Genomic DNA, 13571 nt, shown 5'->3' on the forward strand with positions numbered 1-13571 from the left:
TTCGGGAATGTCAGGCCGCCGTCATCTTCGCTGGTTCCCGCCGCTGATATGCTGACGTCCTCAGGCTGGCATGGGGATGGTGGCGCGGATGATCGGGTATCGGGGCAGGGCGGCGGGACTGGCAGCCATCGTGATCGGGATGGCATCGCCCGCCTGGGCGGAAGGGCCGTGCAAGCTCGGCCAGATGGCCGCGATCCCGGTGACGATGCAGGGTATGCGCGCGGTCGTCGATACCCGGATCAACGGACGGCCTTCGCCCTTCATCCTGGATAGCGGCGCCTTTTTCAGCAATATCTGGCCCGCCGTCGCGCGCGAGATGGACTTGCCGCGAAAGCCGTTGCCGGAGGGGATGCGGTTGGGCGGGATCGGGGGCGAGACCGATGGCACCCTCGCCACGGTCCGGCACTTCACGCTGGCCGGGCTGGATGTGCCCAATGTCGAGTTCACCGTATCGGGCAGCGACCTGGGCCAGAGCGGGCTGATCGGCCAGAACGTCCTGGGGCTGGGCGATGTCGAATATGACCTGCCCGGCGGCATGGTCCGGCTGTTCAAGCCGATGGGCTGCGGCCATGCGGCCCTGGCCTATTGGACGAACGGACAGCCCTTTTTCGAAATGCCGATCGAGACGAAGGAGGCGGCGCATCTCCACACCGTCGGCACGGTCGAGCTGGACGGGGCCAAGCTGAACGCGACGTTCGACACCGGCGCGCCGCAGACCGTGCTGAGCCTGCGCGCCGCCGCCCGCGCGGGGGTTCATCCGGGCGATCCGGGGGTCGTGGCGGCGGGATGGGAAAGCGGCATGGGCCGCCATGTCGTCCAGGGGTGGAGCGCCCGGTTCAAGCTGTTGAAGATCGGCAATGAGGAACTGCACAATGTGCGCCTACATTTCGCCGATCTGGCGCTGAGCGATACCGACATGCTGCTGGGCGCGGACTTCTTCGTGTCGCACCGCCTGTACGTCTCCAACCTGCAGCATCGCATCTATTTCACCTATACCGGCGGGCGGCTGTTCGACGCGGCGGCGCATGCCGATGCGACCGCCGCTATGGCGGTGCAGGGCATTGCGGGCGCGGGCGACCCGACCGATGCCGAAGGGTATAGCCGTCGCGGGGCGATGTACGTCACCCAGCACGACCTGCCCCATGCCATCGACGACTTCACCAGGGCGATCGTCATGGCGCCCAGGGATCCGCGCTTTCCCAGGCAGCGCGCACTCGCCTATCTTGACCAGCGGCGGCCGGTGCTGGCGATCGACGACCTGAACACCACCCTGACGCTCGATCCCGGCGATACGCAGGCGCGGCTGATCCGCGCGGGGCTGCGGCTGCGTGCGGGCAATCCGGCGGGGACGATCACCGATCTCGACCTTCTGGACGGCCAGTTGCCGCACGAGGATGCCGCGCGGCTGCAGATGGCGCAGCTCTATTCGGGGGCGGACGCCTTCGACCAGGCGATCGGGCAGTTTGACCTGTGGATGGCGGCGCACCGCGACGATGCGCGGCGGGGAACGGCGCAGAACGGCCGGTGCTGGGCGCGGATGCTGGCGAACAAGGATCTGGACCGCGCGCTGGGCGATTGCAACGCGGCGGTGCGGGTAATGACCGGCAATCCCAGCTTTCTCGACAGCCGCGCCTTCGTCCATCTGCGGCAGAAGGACGACCAGGCGGCGCTGGCCGATTTCGACGCGGCGCTGGCAATCGACGCCAGGCGTCCCTGGGCGCTGTACGGCCGGTCGATCGCCGAGGAGCATCTGGGCCGCACCACAGAAGCGGCCCGCGACCGCGCGCTGGCGACCGCGCTCGACAAGCGGATGCCGGAGCGGATCCGGAAATACGGGATCGGTCTATAAGTTCCTCCCCGGCACGGGGAGGTGGCAGGCCGCAGGCCTGACGGAGGGGGGCTCGTCTACGGAACGGCCCGAGCGGCAATCCCCCTCCACCATCCTTCGGATGGTCCCCCTCCCCGTGCCGGGGAGGATTATCAAAACGCCTTCGACACCCCGACGAAGAATCCCCGGCGTGGCCCGAACTGCGGCGCACCGACACCAACACCGGTGCCGTCGCGGATTTCATATTTATGGTCGAGCACGTTGATGACGTCGAACCGGATATCCAGGTTCGGCCCCGCCAGGTGGTGGCTCGCGGTCAGGTTGAACTGCGCATAGGGCGACAGCTTGGCACCGTTGGGGATGCTGTTCACATCGTCGTCGCGGCGAAGCCCCGAGCCATAGATCATGCTGCCGCCCAGCTTGGTGCCCGGCAATACCGTATAGGACAGGCCCGCCGACCCGGTGAACGTCTGGTCGTGATCCAGATAGATGTAGCGCCGCGCGATATAATCGAGATCGTCCTGCGCGAAGCTGAACTGGCTCGACACGATGCTGCGCCCCTTGGCCTTCGCCGCGGCGAAATTGGCATAGGCGAGCAGCGGCCCGCGCTGATAGCTCATATTCGCCTCGATCCCGCCGATTCGTCCCTGTCGATAGTTGAACGGCGTCAGGATGATCGGCGCGCCGAACTGGCCCTCGTCGATCAGATTCTTCGAGATGCGGTAATAGGCGTCGATGCCATAGGTGAAGTAACGGCTGAGCCTGGCCTGGAACCCGGCGTCGAAATAATCCTGGCGTTCGGCATAGGGCACGTCGTTGACGGTGACCGCCGGATAGGTGCTGGTGCCGATGAACTTGCCGATGCTCGTATTGCCGACCAGCTCGAACGGCGGCGGCACGAAGTAGCGCGAATAGCCTGCGTGCAGCGTATAGACGTCACCCGGCTGCCAGACCAGGTTGACGCGCGGCGACAACTGCCCCTCGCGCCGATAGCCGTTATATATGTCGTAGCGTGCGCCATAGTTCAGGGTCAGCTTGGGGGCGAGCTTCCACTCGTCCTGCAGATATGCGCTGAAGCTGGTCGCGGTCTTGCCGCTATTGTCGGCGATTACGATCGGCTCGCCCGCCTGGGCACCGGTGGCGTCGACCGGAAAGACGCTGGTATTGGTCGCGCTGGTCGAGCGGTCGCGCGTGACGAGCAGGCCGCCGCGCAGCGTGTGCGCGGTGCCGACATGATAGACCGCATCGACCTGACCGCCGATCGCGAAGTCCTGCTTGTACGCCTGCTGCGCCTGACCGTTGTAGAGCAGCTCGCCCAATATGTCGGGGCGGTAGCGCAGCGACGAATAGCGCGCGAAAAGCGAGGCCTGGACGGTCAGCGGCTCGGCATCGTGGAGCAGCGCGATCTGGCCGAAGCCGGTCTTTTCGAGCTGCGTCTCGTTCAGCTTCTCGCTGGGGAAGGTGTTCTGCCCGGCGACGCTCCAGGTGCCGCCTGGCTGCTGGCCGACGGGATTGGGAATCTGGAACCACTGGTTGGAATAGCCGCCGACGAAGGACAGCCGGTTCTGGTCGTCCAGGATATGGTCGACATAGGCAAAGCCCTGATACTGGTCGGTATCGTCATGCACCGGGTTGGACCGGCCATCGACGCTCTCGATCCCCAGGCCGCTGTGCCGGTAATCGCCCGAGACGAAATAGTTGGTGCTCCCCGACGAGCCGCCATAGGTCAGGCTGGGCTGGATGGTGTTGTGGCTGCCGCCATAGATCGACGCTGTGCCGCCATTGTCGAACAGCCCGCTCTTGGTCGTGATGTCGATCACGCCCGCGGTGCGCAGGCCATATTGCGCGGGCAGCGCGCCGGTCAGGATGTTGACCTTGTCCACCAGGCGCGGCGACAGCGTCTGGCCGAACACCGCCAGCCCCTCGGGCAGGATGGTGCCGTTGATGCGATATTGCAGGCCGTTATGGTCGTCGCGGACGTGGAACTGGCCGAAACCGTCCTGCACGACACCGGGCGCCTGGAGCAGGATCTGGTTGAACTGCTGGTTCTCGCCACCGGGCAGCGCCTTGATCGTCGCGCTGGTGATCTCATAGTTCGACGCGCCCAGGCTCGGCTGGATATGCTCGCGCGCCTCGTCCAGCCGCTTGGCGGTCACGACGATGTCGCTGACCTGACCCGCGGGCGCGGCGTCGGTTTCGCCAGCGCTTTGGGGGGCGGGAACGCCCCGCGTCTGGGCCAGGGCGGGGAGGGCGATCGCGGACGACGCGACGCAGCAAAGGAGGGCAGAAAAACGCATCGACAACCCCAAATGTTATAACGTCTCCCGGTGGGGCTATCTTGCTGCACCGCGATGCGATGGCAAGACGTGGCAGTCTTCATGACGCATTTGTAAGCCAGCCATCATGCAATCCGCCGGGCACCGCCGCGATGGTCAGGGCCGCGCGACCCCGCTATAAGAGGGCATGGCCGAACGCTTTGAACGACACCGCCAGCCCTGGCGTCAGGACGAAATCCAGAAGCTGCACACGCTCGCCAAGAAGGGCATGGCGCTGAAGGCCATCGCCAAGGCGCTGACCCGCAGCGAGGAGTCGGTCAAGCAGCGCGCCAAGGAAGACGGACTGGCGATCGCCAAGCTGCACTGAGGGCGGTCATGATCTGGAACATCATCGACCGCCGCACGCGCCCCTATCGCTGGCGGCTGGTGAACGCGATCGTTGAGGCCATCGAACACGACAATAGCTGTCTGGACGCGGACCAGGCGCCGGCGAGCGATCCGAGTATCACGGTCGATTACGACGAGTTGGAAGCCGTGTCGGTGCAAGACGCCGTGACATGGGCCAATCAGCAGCCCTGTGCGGTCACGCTCTATCTATATGATCTCGGGAGTGGCTTTGCGGATAGCGTGCATTTCCCGGAACAGGCGACGCGCTTCCCCGACGAGAGTTGAGCCGATTATTCTACATAAGGCATCGTTCTGGAACGAGCCGCTATCGCCAGATGGAGCGGATCAGCCGCGCCACTTTTCCCAGCGACGTCTCCCTCGTGCAGCGATCACAGTGCCTCGCTCGAGAAGACCCGGCTGGTGGGCCGATGTCCCCTTTGCCGGGGTCCGGTGAAAAATACTGGTCGAACTTATCGGGCAGAGACGCATAGTGATCCGCGTCGGGGGATGTCTGTCCGCCGTCGAAGGTGACGTTTGGCCATAGCTTCGCATATTTGGCGTTGAGTGCCAGCCAAGGCTGGGCGCGTTCTTCGGTGTCGAAGACGATGGCGTCGACGGGGCATGCTTCGATGCAACAGCCGCAGTCCACACATTCGAGGGGATTGATGACGAGCATCGTTGCGCCTTCGTAAAAGGCGTCGACCGGGCAGACTTCGACGCAATCCATATATTTGCATCGGATACAGGCGTCGGTGATTACCCCTGTCATGTCATCAGTGCCTTCTTATGCCGAAGCATAGACATGCGTCAGGCCGCGGATATTCGCAATCCGGCCAAGGTCGCCCTCATGCATAGGCGGCGATCGCCCCATCACCCCATGGCTCGCCCGATCCGCACCAGCACCCCGGTCGGATTGCTGATCGCGAATTCATAGGTGCCCCAGGGTTTGGCATGGGGGGCGCCGGGTTCGATGATGCGGTCGCGCACGCGCTCGGCGACGGCATCGACATAGAGGTAGAGGCCGAAGGGATAGTCCTCCACCCTGGGCGGCCAGCCGGGCATGTGGTTCAGATGCAGGTGCCAGCCGCGCTTATCCTCCAGGATGCGATACCCGCCGAAATCCGCCGCCACTTCGAACCCGAGCAACCGGTAGAAGTCGGTGCTGGCCTCCATGTCGCAGGCGGGCACGATGGCGACGACATGGTGGGGCATCGGGGCATATCCTTCGTACCGAAAGGGAGCGGGGGACGGGGCCCCGCAGGGTCAGGCGGCGACCTCCGCCGTGTCCGCGAACCGCGCCAGGCAGGCGGCAAGGTCGGCCTTGCGGAACGGTTTGGTCAGGCGGGCCATGGTCGGCTCGACCCCGTCCATCTCCGCATAGCCCGACACGAGCAGGACCGAGACGCCCGGCCGCCGGGCCGTGACCAGCCGGGCGAGTTCGGTCCCCGACAGGCCGGGCATCATATGGTCGGTCACCAGCAGGTCGAAGGCCGCGCCATCGTCGACGATCCGCATCGCTTCCTCGGCCGAGGCCGCCTCGATCACCGCATAGCCCAGGTCGCCCAGCATGTCGGCGGTGCTGTGACGCACCAGTTCCTCGTCATCCACCAGCAGCGCGCGGCCGCTGCGCCGTGTCGGACCGGCGCACGACGGGCCCGTCACGACCGGGTCGACCGCCGACCCGCTGACCGGCAGGAGCAGGTCGATGCGCGTGCCCTGTCCGGGATGGCTGTCGATATCGAGCGCACCGCCGAGTTGCGAAGCAAGGCCATGGACCATCGACAGGCCCAGCCCGGTGCCCTTGCCCACGCCCTTAGTCGAGAAGAACGGCTCGACCGCGCGGGCCAGCGTGGCGGCGTCCATGCCGCTGCCCGTGTCGGCGACCGACAGGCGGATATAGTCGCCCGGCGAGAGCGTCGGGGTGTGCGCGTCGGTGGCATGCTCGTGCGACACCGCGATGCGCAAGGTGCCGCCACCCGGCATCGCATCGCGCGCATTCACCGCCAGATTGAGCAGCGCCATTTCCAGCTGGTTGGGATCGGCATCGGCGGGCGGCAGGTCGGGGGCGATGTCGACCTCGATCCGGATCTGCGGCCCCGTGGTGCTGGCGATCAAACTGCCCATGCCGGCGACGAGCGAGGCGATGTCGACCGGGATCAGCTGCAACGGCTGGCGCCGGGCGAAGGCGAGCAGCCGCTGGACCAGCGTGCGGGCGCGCTCGGCCGATTGCGCCGCGCCCGCGATCAGGCGCTGTTCGCGCGTGCCGCCCAGCTGCTTGTGCTGCAACAGGTCGAGCGTGCCGACGATCGGGGTCAGCAGGTTGTTGAAATCATGCGCGACCCCGCCGGTCAGCTGGCCCATCGCCTCCATCTTCTGGGCCTGGCGCAGGGCCTCCTGCGCCTCGGCCAGCTGCGTTTCGCGGCGCACGCGCTCGGTCACGTCGCTGACGAACTGGTACACGCCGATCTGCGCGCCTGCCTCGTCGGTCAGCGGGCGGAAGAGGACTTCATAATAGCAGCGGGTATGATCGGGGTCGCCGAATTCGTCGACGAAGGTCACCTGGTGGCCCTGCATGCCGCGTTCCCAGCCACGGCGGACCTCATCGCGCAGCGCGGGGCGATCGTCGAGCAGGCGGAGCATGTTGTCGCCGGTGCACGGGCGATTGCCGAAGATCCGCTCGAACTCGTCGGCATTCGCGCGGTTCATTCCCAGTATGTTGAAATCCATGTCGATCGCCATGACCATGACGTCGGTATGCTCGACCAGCGTGGCCAGGAAATTGCGCTCGGCGGTCCGCTCGACCACCCGCTGTTCCAGCGTGGCATTCAGGGCGTGGAGCCGGTCCTCGGCCATCTTGCGGTCGTGAATGTCCACCGACGATCCGAACCAGCGGACGATCTGCCCCGTTTCCGGATCGCGGTAAGGATGCGCCAGGTCGAGGAACCAGCGATATTCCCCGGTGGCGGAGCGGATGCGGTGCTGGCACCGGTGGACGCCGCCGCTGTCGCGCGCCGCCTGGAACGTGGCGACGACATGCGGTGCGTCGTCGGGGTGGATGAACGCATCGGCAATCTCGGCCGGGGCCATCGATCGGAACGGCGCGCCGGTGTAATCCGAGAATTGCCGGTTCAGGAATTTCATCCGGCCCTCGCCATCGGCGATCCAGATGATCTGCGGCACCGTGTCGACCATCAGCCGGAACTGCGCCTCGCTGTCGCTCAGCGCCGCCTCGGCCCGGATGCGGTCGGTGGTGTCGGCCAGCACGCACATCACGCCGCCGGGCTGTCCGTCGTCGTCGAAGACCGGCGAGTAATCCAAGTTCATCCACACCTGTTCGGGTGCGCCATGGCGATGGAGCGTCAGTTCCTGGTCGCGATAGCGCAGCGTGCCGCCCGCCAGCACGACCCGCATGACATGGTCGTTGAACCCGGCGACCTCTTCCCAGCCGTCGCGCACCGGCGCGCCGAGCAGGGCGGGATGCCGCTGCCCCGCAAAGACCGAATAGGCGTCGTTGTACAGCATGATGCCGTCCCGGCCCCACAGCATCACCATGGGCACCGGCGAGCGCAGCAGGATCAGCGTGGCGGTGCGCAGCGACGCGCTCCAGTCCTCGATCCTGTCCAGGCCGCTGGCCGTCCAGTCGGTCTGCGCGATCAGCATTCCGCAGGCTCCACTCCCGCACAGATTGTCGCGGAAATGAGACGTCGCTGGCATGACGGGGGTCGGATCCTCGGGCTTCGCGCGCCGTCGATCGGGTCACGAACAAACCCATGGTAAACGAATTTGTCCGGCTTAGCGATGGCTTTCGCCGCAAAGCCTGTGGACAATCGCCGTCCCCGCAGCGCTCTATCGCACGGTGAGCCGCGCCAGGAACGACGCAAGGACGGCGACCGAGGAGAGAGCATGAACGAGCTGGAACAGGCGACCGTCCGCCGGATCACGTGGCGGCTGATGCCGCTGCTCGGCCTGCTCTATCTGGTCGCCTATATCGACCGGCAGAACATCTCCTATGCCAAGTTGCAGATGGTGGACGCGCTGGGCCTGAGCGAGGCGGCGTTCGGGCTGGGCGCGTCGCTGTTCTTCATCGGCTATTTCCTGTTCGAGGTGCCGAGCAACGTCCTGCTCCACCGGGTCGGCGCGCATCGCTGGTTCGCGCGGATCATTGCCAGTTGGGGTGCGGTCACGGTGGCGCTGGCGTTCACGCCCAACGCGACCGTGTTCTACGCCTTACGCTTCCTGCTGGGCGCGGCGGAGGCGGGGTTCTTTCCGGGCGTTCTCTATGTCCTGACCCTGTGGTTCCCGGTCCGCTACCGCGCACGGGCGGTGGGATTGTTCATGCTGGCCAGCGCGGTCGCCAATGCAGTGGGCGGCGCGGTCGGCGGGCTGCTGCTCGACCAGGACGGAACGCTGGGGCTGGCGGGGTGGCAATGGGTGTTCCTGGCGACGGGCGTGCCCGCCATCGCGCTGGCACCGGTCGTGCTGTTCGCGCTGCCGCGCGCGCCCGCCGGTGCCGCGTGGCTGAGCGCGGAGCAGAAGGACTGGCTGGCGCGCGAGCTGGCGGCGGGCGACGCGGAGGGCGAGGGCGCACATGGCGGCATCCTGTCGGTACTGCGCGACCCCCGCGTCCTGTTGCTCTGCCTGGTCTATATCGGCTTTCCGCTGGCGGCGTACGGGCTCAGCTATTGGCTGCCGACGATCATTCGTGGGTTCGGCGTCTCCAACACCGTCAACGGGCTGCTGGGGATCATTCCCTGGACCTTGGTCGCCATCGCCCTGTGGGCGGTGCCGCGCCATGCCGCACGGTATCGCAACCCGGTGTGGCATGCGGCGGGCCCCGCGCTGGCGGGGGCGGTGTTGTTGATCCTGAGCGTCGTGGTCGAGCCGGTGCCGCTGCGCTTCGCCTGCCTCAGCCTGGGCGCGGCGGCGATCTTTTCGGGGCAGCCCGCCTTCTGGACCTTGCCGCCGCGCTTCCTGTCGGGGGCGCGGGCGGCGGCGGGGTTCGCCGCGATCAACTCGGTCGGCAATCTGGGCGGCTTCATCGCCCAGGCGATCGTGCCCGCGATCCGCGACGGCACGGGCAGCGACACCGCGCCGATGCTTTTCCTGGCCGCCTGCCTGGCCCTGGCCGCGATCGGCGTCCTGCTGGTCGAACGGCGATTGCCGCGACCGGCGTGAGGGAAGCCGCCTCCTCGCCGTGGTGACGGAAAAAGGTTCCATCGTCGCCGGATGAAGTTTCTGACAGGATCGCTGGGTGTCGAATGGGCGCAATTCAAGCATTCTGGCTATAATAACAATGTCTTGGCCAAGGTTTGGCGAATTGCCCCAACATAAATTATATAAAAACCGGATATTTCAAAGTGTTTCCGGGTTGGGGCCCCGCACAGTGCGGAGACTATCATGGCCACGGCAGCCCTGCCCGATACACGGACGTCCCAGCCGTCGGATGGCGATCGCCGCCGCGCGACGCGCTGGTTACAATCGCTCAACTTCTTCATGGCGGACATGCAGGCGGGCATCGGCCCGTTCCTGGGCGTGTTCCTGCAACAACGCGGGTGGCAGACGGGGCCGATCGGCACCGTCATGACGCTGGGCGGCGTGGCGGGCATGGTGATGACCGTGCCGGCGGGCGCGTTCATCGACCATACCGACAAGAAGCGCTGGGTCGTCGTCATCACCGGCATCTGCACGGTGCTGGCGTCCTTCCTGATCCTCTGGTCGCAGACGGGCATCGTCGTCGGGGTCAGCCAGGTGGCGACCGCCATTGCGGGCGCGGCGATCGGTCCCGCCGTGACCGGCATGACGCTGGGCGTCGTCCGGCAGAAGGGTTTCAACGCGCAGAACGGGCGCAACCAGGCCTGGAACCATGCGGGCAACATGGTCGGCGCGGGACTCTCGGGATTCATGGGCTGGAAGTTCGGCATGCCCGCCATCTTCTTTCTTGCCGCCGCGTTCGGCGTGCTGGCGATCATCTCGGTCCTGTCGATCCCCGAGCGGGCGATCGACCACCGCGCCGCACGCGGCCTGGAGGGTAAGGAAGGCGAGGATGACCAGGACGGCGGCCAGGCGGAAGGCTTCAAGGCACTGCTGTCCAACAAGCCGATGCTGATCCTGGCGGCGGCGCTGGCGTGTTTCCATCTGGGCAACGGCGCGATGCTGCCGCTGTACGGCATGGCCGTCGTCGGCGCGGGCAAGGGCGATGCGGCGATGTTCACCGCGACGACCGTGATGGTGGCGCAGGCGGTGATGATCGTCGCCAGCCTGGTCGCGATGAAGGTCGCCGCCGGGCGGGGCTATTGGCTGGTCCTGCTGATCTCGTTCGCCGCCTTGCCCCTGCGCGGGTTCCTGGCGGGCAGCTTCATCGAGCATTGGGGCGTCTGGCCGGTCCAGGCGCTCGACGGCATCGGCGCGGGGTTGCAGAGTGTCGCGGTGCCCGGCCTCGTCGCCTGCCTGCTCAGCGGCACCGGCCGGGTCAATGTCGGCCAGGGTGCGGTCATGACCATCCAGGGTGTCGGCGCATCGCTGTCGCCCGCGATCGGCGGCTGGCTGGCGCAGGAGCTGGGCTATCAGACGGCCTTCTACATCCTCGGCGGCTTTGCCGTGGCGAGCCTGGGGCTGTGGATCGGCTTTGCGGGCATTCTGCGCCCCGCCTGTTCCGGTGGAGCCAAGCCCGAGGAGGCACAGGCATGAGCGGTATCGCCTGGATCCATATCGGCGACCTGCATCTGGACGAAGCGGACGACTGGCAGGGGCTCGACCGACTGAACACCATCGTCGCGCAGGTGAATGCGCGGATGGGCGATGCGGACTTCGTCTTCGTGCCCGGCGACAACGCCAATCACGGCACGCCCGCGCAATATGCCCGGATGATCGACGCGCTGGCACCGCTGTCGCTGCCATGGCGGATCATCCCCGGCGACCATGATTTCGAGCCGGGCGACCTGTCCGCCTATGACGCCGCGATCCCCGAGGCGAACCGGCCCGAGACCGAGGTGATCGCAGGCCATCGCTGCCTGTTCCTCGACATCGTCTCGGCCGGGGCGGGCGGGCCCGACTTCCGGCTGACCATGCACCACCGCAACCGGTTGGCCGAGGAACTGGCGCGGGCGAAGGCATCGGGCGAAGTGCCCTTGATCTTCATGCATGCCTATCCCGGCGATCTGGCGGCCGATGGCGACCGGATCGCGCGCCAGTTCATCGACGGCGAGGTCACCTTCGTGGATACCGGCCACACCCATTATAACGAACTGCTGAACGACGGCCGCGTCCTGTACGGCGCAACCCGCTCCACCGCGCAGATCGAGGAGGATGGCGGGGCGCCGGGCTTCGCCATCGTCTGTGTTCAGGACCGGGTGGTCAGTTGGCGCTTCCGGCGGCTGGATGCGCCCTGGCCGCATGTCCAGATCGTATCGCCGGGCGACATCCGCCTGATCACGCGGCCGACCGATCCGCATCAGGTGCCCAGGCCCGGCGCGGTCGAGCTGGTGGCGCGGGTGTTCGCCGCGACCGACGATGCGCATCCCGTCGCGCGGGTCGGCGGGATCGACCTGCCGATGGTGCGCGGCGAGGACGGCCTGTGGCGCGCGAGCGTGACCCTGGCGGAAGGGCTGAACGCCGTCGAGGTCCACTGCGGCACGGGCCATGACCGGATCGACTGTCTGGTCCGCGATGCCCATTCCATCCCGAAGCGCCGCCTGCCCGTGGCACCGGGCGAGGATTGCCACGCGATCGGCGCCTGGCCTATCGCCGGGATCGACGGGGCCCAGCTCGGCCCGAACAAGAATGGATGCGGATGGTGACCTTTGCCTATGGGGCCACCTGGGCGATTGCGGGGCTGTCCACCGCGGGCGTGATCGCGCGGCCGATGCGCTGGCCCGAATGGATCTGGGCGGTGGCGGGCGCGGTCCTGCTGATCGTGCTGGGGCTGATGCCTTGGCACGAGGCCGGGCAGGCGGTGGCCAAGGGCACCGACGTCTATCTCTTCCTGATCGGCATGATGCTGCTCAGCGAAACGGCGCGCGAGCATGGCGCATTCGACTGGATCGCGGCCACCGCCGTCAACATGGCGGGCCGGTCGCGCGCCAGGCTGTTCGCGCTCGTCTATGCGACCGGCGTGGTGGTCACGACCTTCATGTCCAACGATGCGACCGCCGTGGTGCTGACCCCGGCCGTGTTCGTCGCAGCCAAGAAGGCCAAGGCCGATCCGCTACCCCTGCTCTTTGCCTGTGCGCTGATCGCCAATGCCGCCAGCTTCGTGCTGCCCATCTCCAACCCGGCCAATCTCGTTCTGTACGGCGGGCACATGCCGCCGCTGGGCGCGTGGATGAAGGCCTTTGCGCTGCCCTCGATCGCGTCGATTGTGGTAACCTTCGCGGTACTGCGTTTCATCCAGCGGGCACGGATCGCGGGGACGTGCGAGTGCGACGTGGCGCGCGATCCGCTGTCGACCGGCGGCAAGCTGGCGATTGCGGGGATAGTGCTGACCGCGTTGCTGCTGCTTATCGTGTCGGCGCTGGATGCCGAACTGGGCCTGCCCACCGCGATCGCCGGGATCGCGACGGCGGTGATCGTGTCGCTGCTGGCCGGGCGTTCGCCGGTGACGCTGGCGAAGTCGGTATCCTGGGGCGTGCTGCCGCTGGTCGCCGGGCTGTTCGTGCTGGTCGAGGCGCTCGACCGGACCGGCGTGATCGCCTGGGTGGCGCGGGGGCTTCGCGACATGCTGACCGATCCGACACGCGCTGCGGCGGTGTCGGGCACGACGCTGGCGTTCGTCAGCAATGCGATGAACAACCTGCCCGCCGGCCTCGTTGCCAGCAGCGCCATCGCCCAGGCGCATCCGCCGCAGATCGTCACCGACGCGCTGCTGATCGGTGTCGACCTGGGGCCAAACCTGTCGGTGACGGGATCGCTGGCGACGATCCTGTGGCTTCAGGCGATCCGTCGCGAGGGCGAGGATGTGAGCTTCCTCGCCTTCCTGAAGGTCGGTGCGGTGGCGATGCCGCTGGCGTTGCTGGCGGCGCTGGGGATGCGGTTGTTGATCGGGTAGGGGCCTGTGGAAGAGGTTGGAGCGAAGTCGAAGGCCA

General features: G+C 66.9%; 10 protein-coding genes and 1 pseudogene. 7 read left to right on the plus strand and 4 right to left on the minus strand.

Features of this window, described 5'->3' with window-relative positions:
- Nucleotides 1-70: 70 nt before the first annotated feature.
- Nucleotides 71-1849, plus strand: coding sequence for a retroviral-like aspartic protease family protein (locus SOM26_RS04425; protein WP_320451527.1), 1779 nt, complete (start codon nt 71-73; stop codon nt 1847-1849).
- Nucleotides 1850-1980: 131 nt separating this feature from the next.
- On the opposite strand, the gene SOM26_RS04430 is transcribed toward SOM26_RS04425, so the two are convergent.
- Nucleotides 1981-4125 (minus strand): TonB-dependent receptor, encoded by a 2145-nt coding sequence (locus SOM26_RS04430; protein WP_320451528.1) that lies wholly within the window; start codon nt 4123-4125, stop codon nt 1981-1983.
- A gap of 166 nt (nt 4126-4291) precedes the next feature.
- On the opposite strand from SOM26_RS04430, the gene SOM26_RS04435 reads away from it, so the two are divergent.
- Together SOM26_RS04435 and SOM26_RS04440 are read left to right on the plus strand one after the other, a co-directional pair.
- Nucleotides 4292-4471, plus strand: coding sequence for a hypothetical protein (locus SOM26_RS04435; RefSeq protein ID WP_320451529.1), 180 nt, complete (start codon nt 4292-4294; stop codon nt 4469-4471).
- A gap of 8 nt (nt 4472-4479) precedes the next feature.
- Nucleotides 4480-4776 carry a hypothetical protein gene (locus tag SOM26_RS04440; protein ID WP_320451530.1) on the plus strand — a complete coding sequence of 99 codons (297 nt, stop codon included), beginning with the start codon at nt 4480-4482 and terminating at the stop codon, nt 4774-4776.
- 145 nt (nt 4777-4921) lie between these two features.
- Here SOM26_RS04440 and SOM26_RS04445 read toward each other — a convergent pair.
- From SOM26_RS04445 to SOM26_RS04455, 3 genes and pseudogenes are all read right to left on the minus strand, one after another.
- Nucleotides 4922-5260, minus strand: a pseudogene (locus tag SOM26_RS04445) (DUF3470 domain-containing protein); the annotation flags it as partial.
- Between the two features lie 101 nt (nt 5261-5361).
- Nucleotides 5362-5703 carry a VOC family protein gene (locus tag SOM26_RS04450; protein WP_320451531.1) on the minus strand — a complete coding sequence of 114 codons (342 nt, stop codon included), beginning with the start codon at nt 5701-5703 and terminating at the stop codon, nt 5362-5364.
- 51 nt (nt 5704-5754) lie between these two features.
- Nucleotides 5755-8151 (minus strand): PAS domain-containing hybrid sensor histidine kinase/response regulator, encoded by a 2397-nt coding sequence (locus tag SOM26_RS04455; protein WP_320451532.1) that lies wholly within the window; start codon nt 8149-8151, stop codon nt 5755-5757.
- A 243-nt stretch (nt 8152-8394) separates the two neighbouring features.
- Between SOM26_RS04455 and SOM26_RS04460 the strand changes: the two genes are divergently transcribed.
- From SOM26_RS04460 to SOM26_RS04475, 4 genes are all read left to right on the plus strand, one after another.
- A complete protein-coding gene (locus SOM26_RS04460) occupies nt 8395-9666 on the plus strand; it encodes an MFS transporter (protein WP_320451533.1) in 1272 nt (423 codons plus the stop codon).
- A 222-nt stretch (nt 9667-9888) separates the two neighbouring features.
- Entirely contained in the window at nt 9889-11178 is a 1290-nt protein-coding gene (locus SOM26_RS04465; protein WP_320451534.1) for an MFS transporter, read from the plus strand.
- Nucleotides 11175-12287 carry a metallophosphoesterase family protein gene (locus SOM26_RS04470; protein WP_320451535.1) on the plus strand — a complete coding sequence of 371 codons (1113 nt, stop codon included), beginning with the start codon at nt 11175-11177 and terminating at the stop codon, nt 12285-12287. Before SOM26_RS04465 ends, SOM26_RS04470 begins: the two co-directional genes overlap by 4 nt.
- A complete protein-coding gene (locus SOM26_RS04475; protein WP_320451853.1) occupies nt 12284-13534 on the plus strand; it encodes an arsenic transporter in 1251 nt (416 codons plus the stop codon). Before SOM26_RS04470 ends, SOM26_RS04475 begins: the two co-directional genes overlap by 4 nt.
- Nucleotides 13535-13571: the final 37 nt, after the last annotated feature.

The organism is Sphingomonas sp. CFBP8993 (assembly GCF_034044895.1).
GTDB lineage: Bacteria > Pseudomonadota > Alphaproteobacteria > Sphingomonadales > Sphingomonadaceae > Sphingomonas.

What these genes read in the sequence shown, in the direction of transcription:
- SOM26_RS04425 (WP_320451527.1), top strand. Translation starts at nt 71, where the DNA reads ATGGGGATGGTGGCGCGGATGATCGGGTATCGGGGCAGGGCGGCGGGA.
- SOM26_RS04430 (WP_320451528.1), bottom strand. Translation starts at nt 4,125, where the DNA reads ATGCGTTTTTCTGCCCTCCTTTGCTGCGTCGCGTCGTCCGCGATCGCC.
- SOM26_RS04435 (WP_320451529.1), top strand. Translation starts at nt 4,292, where the DNA reads ATGGCCGAACGCTTTGAACGACACCGCCAGCCCTGGCGTCAGGACGAA.
- SOM26_RS04440 (WP_320451530.1), top strand. Translation starts at nt 4,480, where the DNA reads ATGATCTGGAACATCATCGACCGCCGCACGCGCCCCTATCGCTGGCGG.
- SOM26_RS04450 (WP_320451531.1), bottom strand. Translation starts at nt 5,703, where the DNA reads ATGCCCCACCATGTCGTCGCCATCGTGCCCGCCTGCGACATGGAGGCC.
- SOM26_RS04455 (WP_320451532.1), bottom strand. Translation starts at nt 8,151, where the DNA reads ATGCTGATCGCGCAGACCGACTGGACGGCCAGCGGCCTGGACAGGATC.
- SOM26_RS04460 (WP_320451533.1), top strand. Translation starts at nt 8,395, where the DNA reads ATGAACGAGCTGGAACAGGCGACCGTCCGCCGGATCACGTGGCGGCTG.
- SOM26_RS04465 (WP_320451534.1), top strand. Translation starts at nt 9,889, where the DNA reads ATGGCCACGGCAGCCCTGCCCGATACACGGACGTCCCAGCCGTCGGAT.
- SOM26_RS04470 (WP_320451535.1), top strand. Translation starts at nt 11,175, where the DNA reads ATGAGCGGTATCGCCTGGATCCATATCGGCGACCTGCATCTGGACGAA.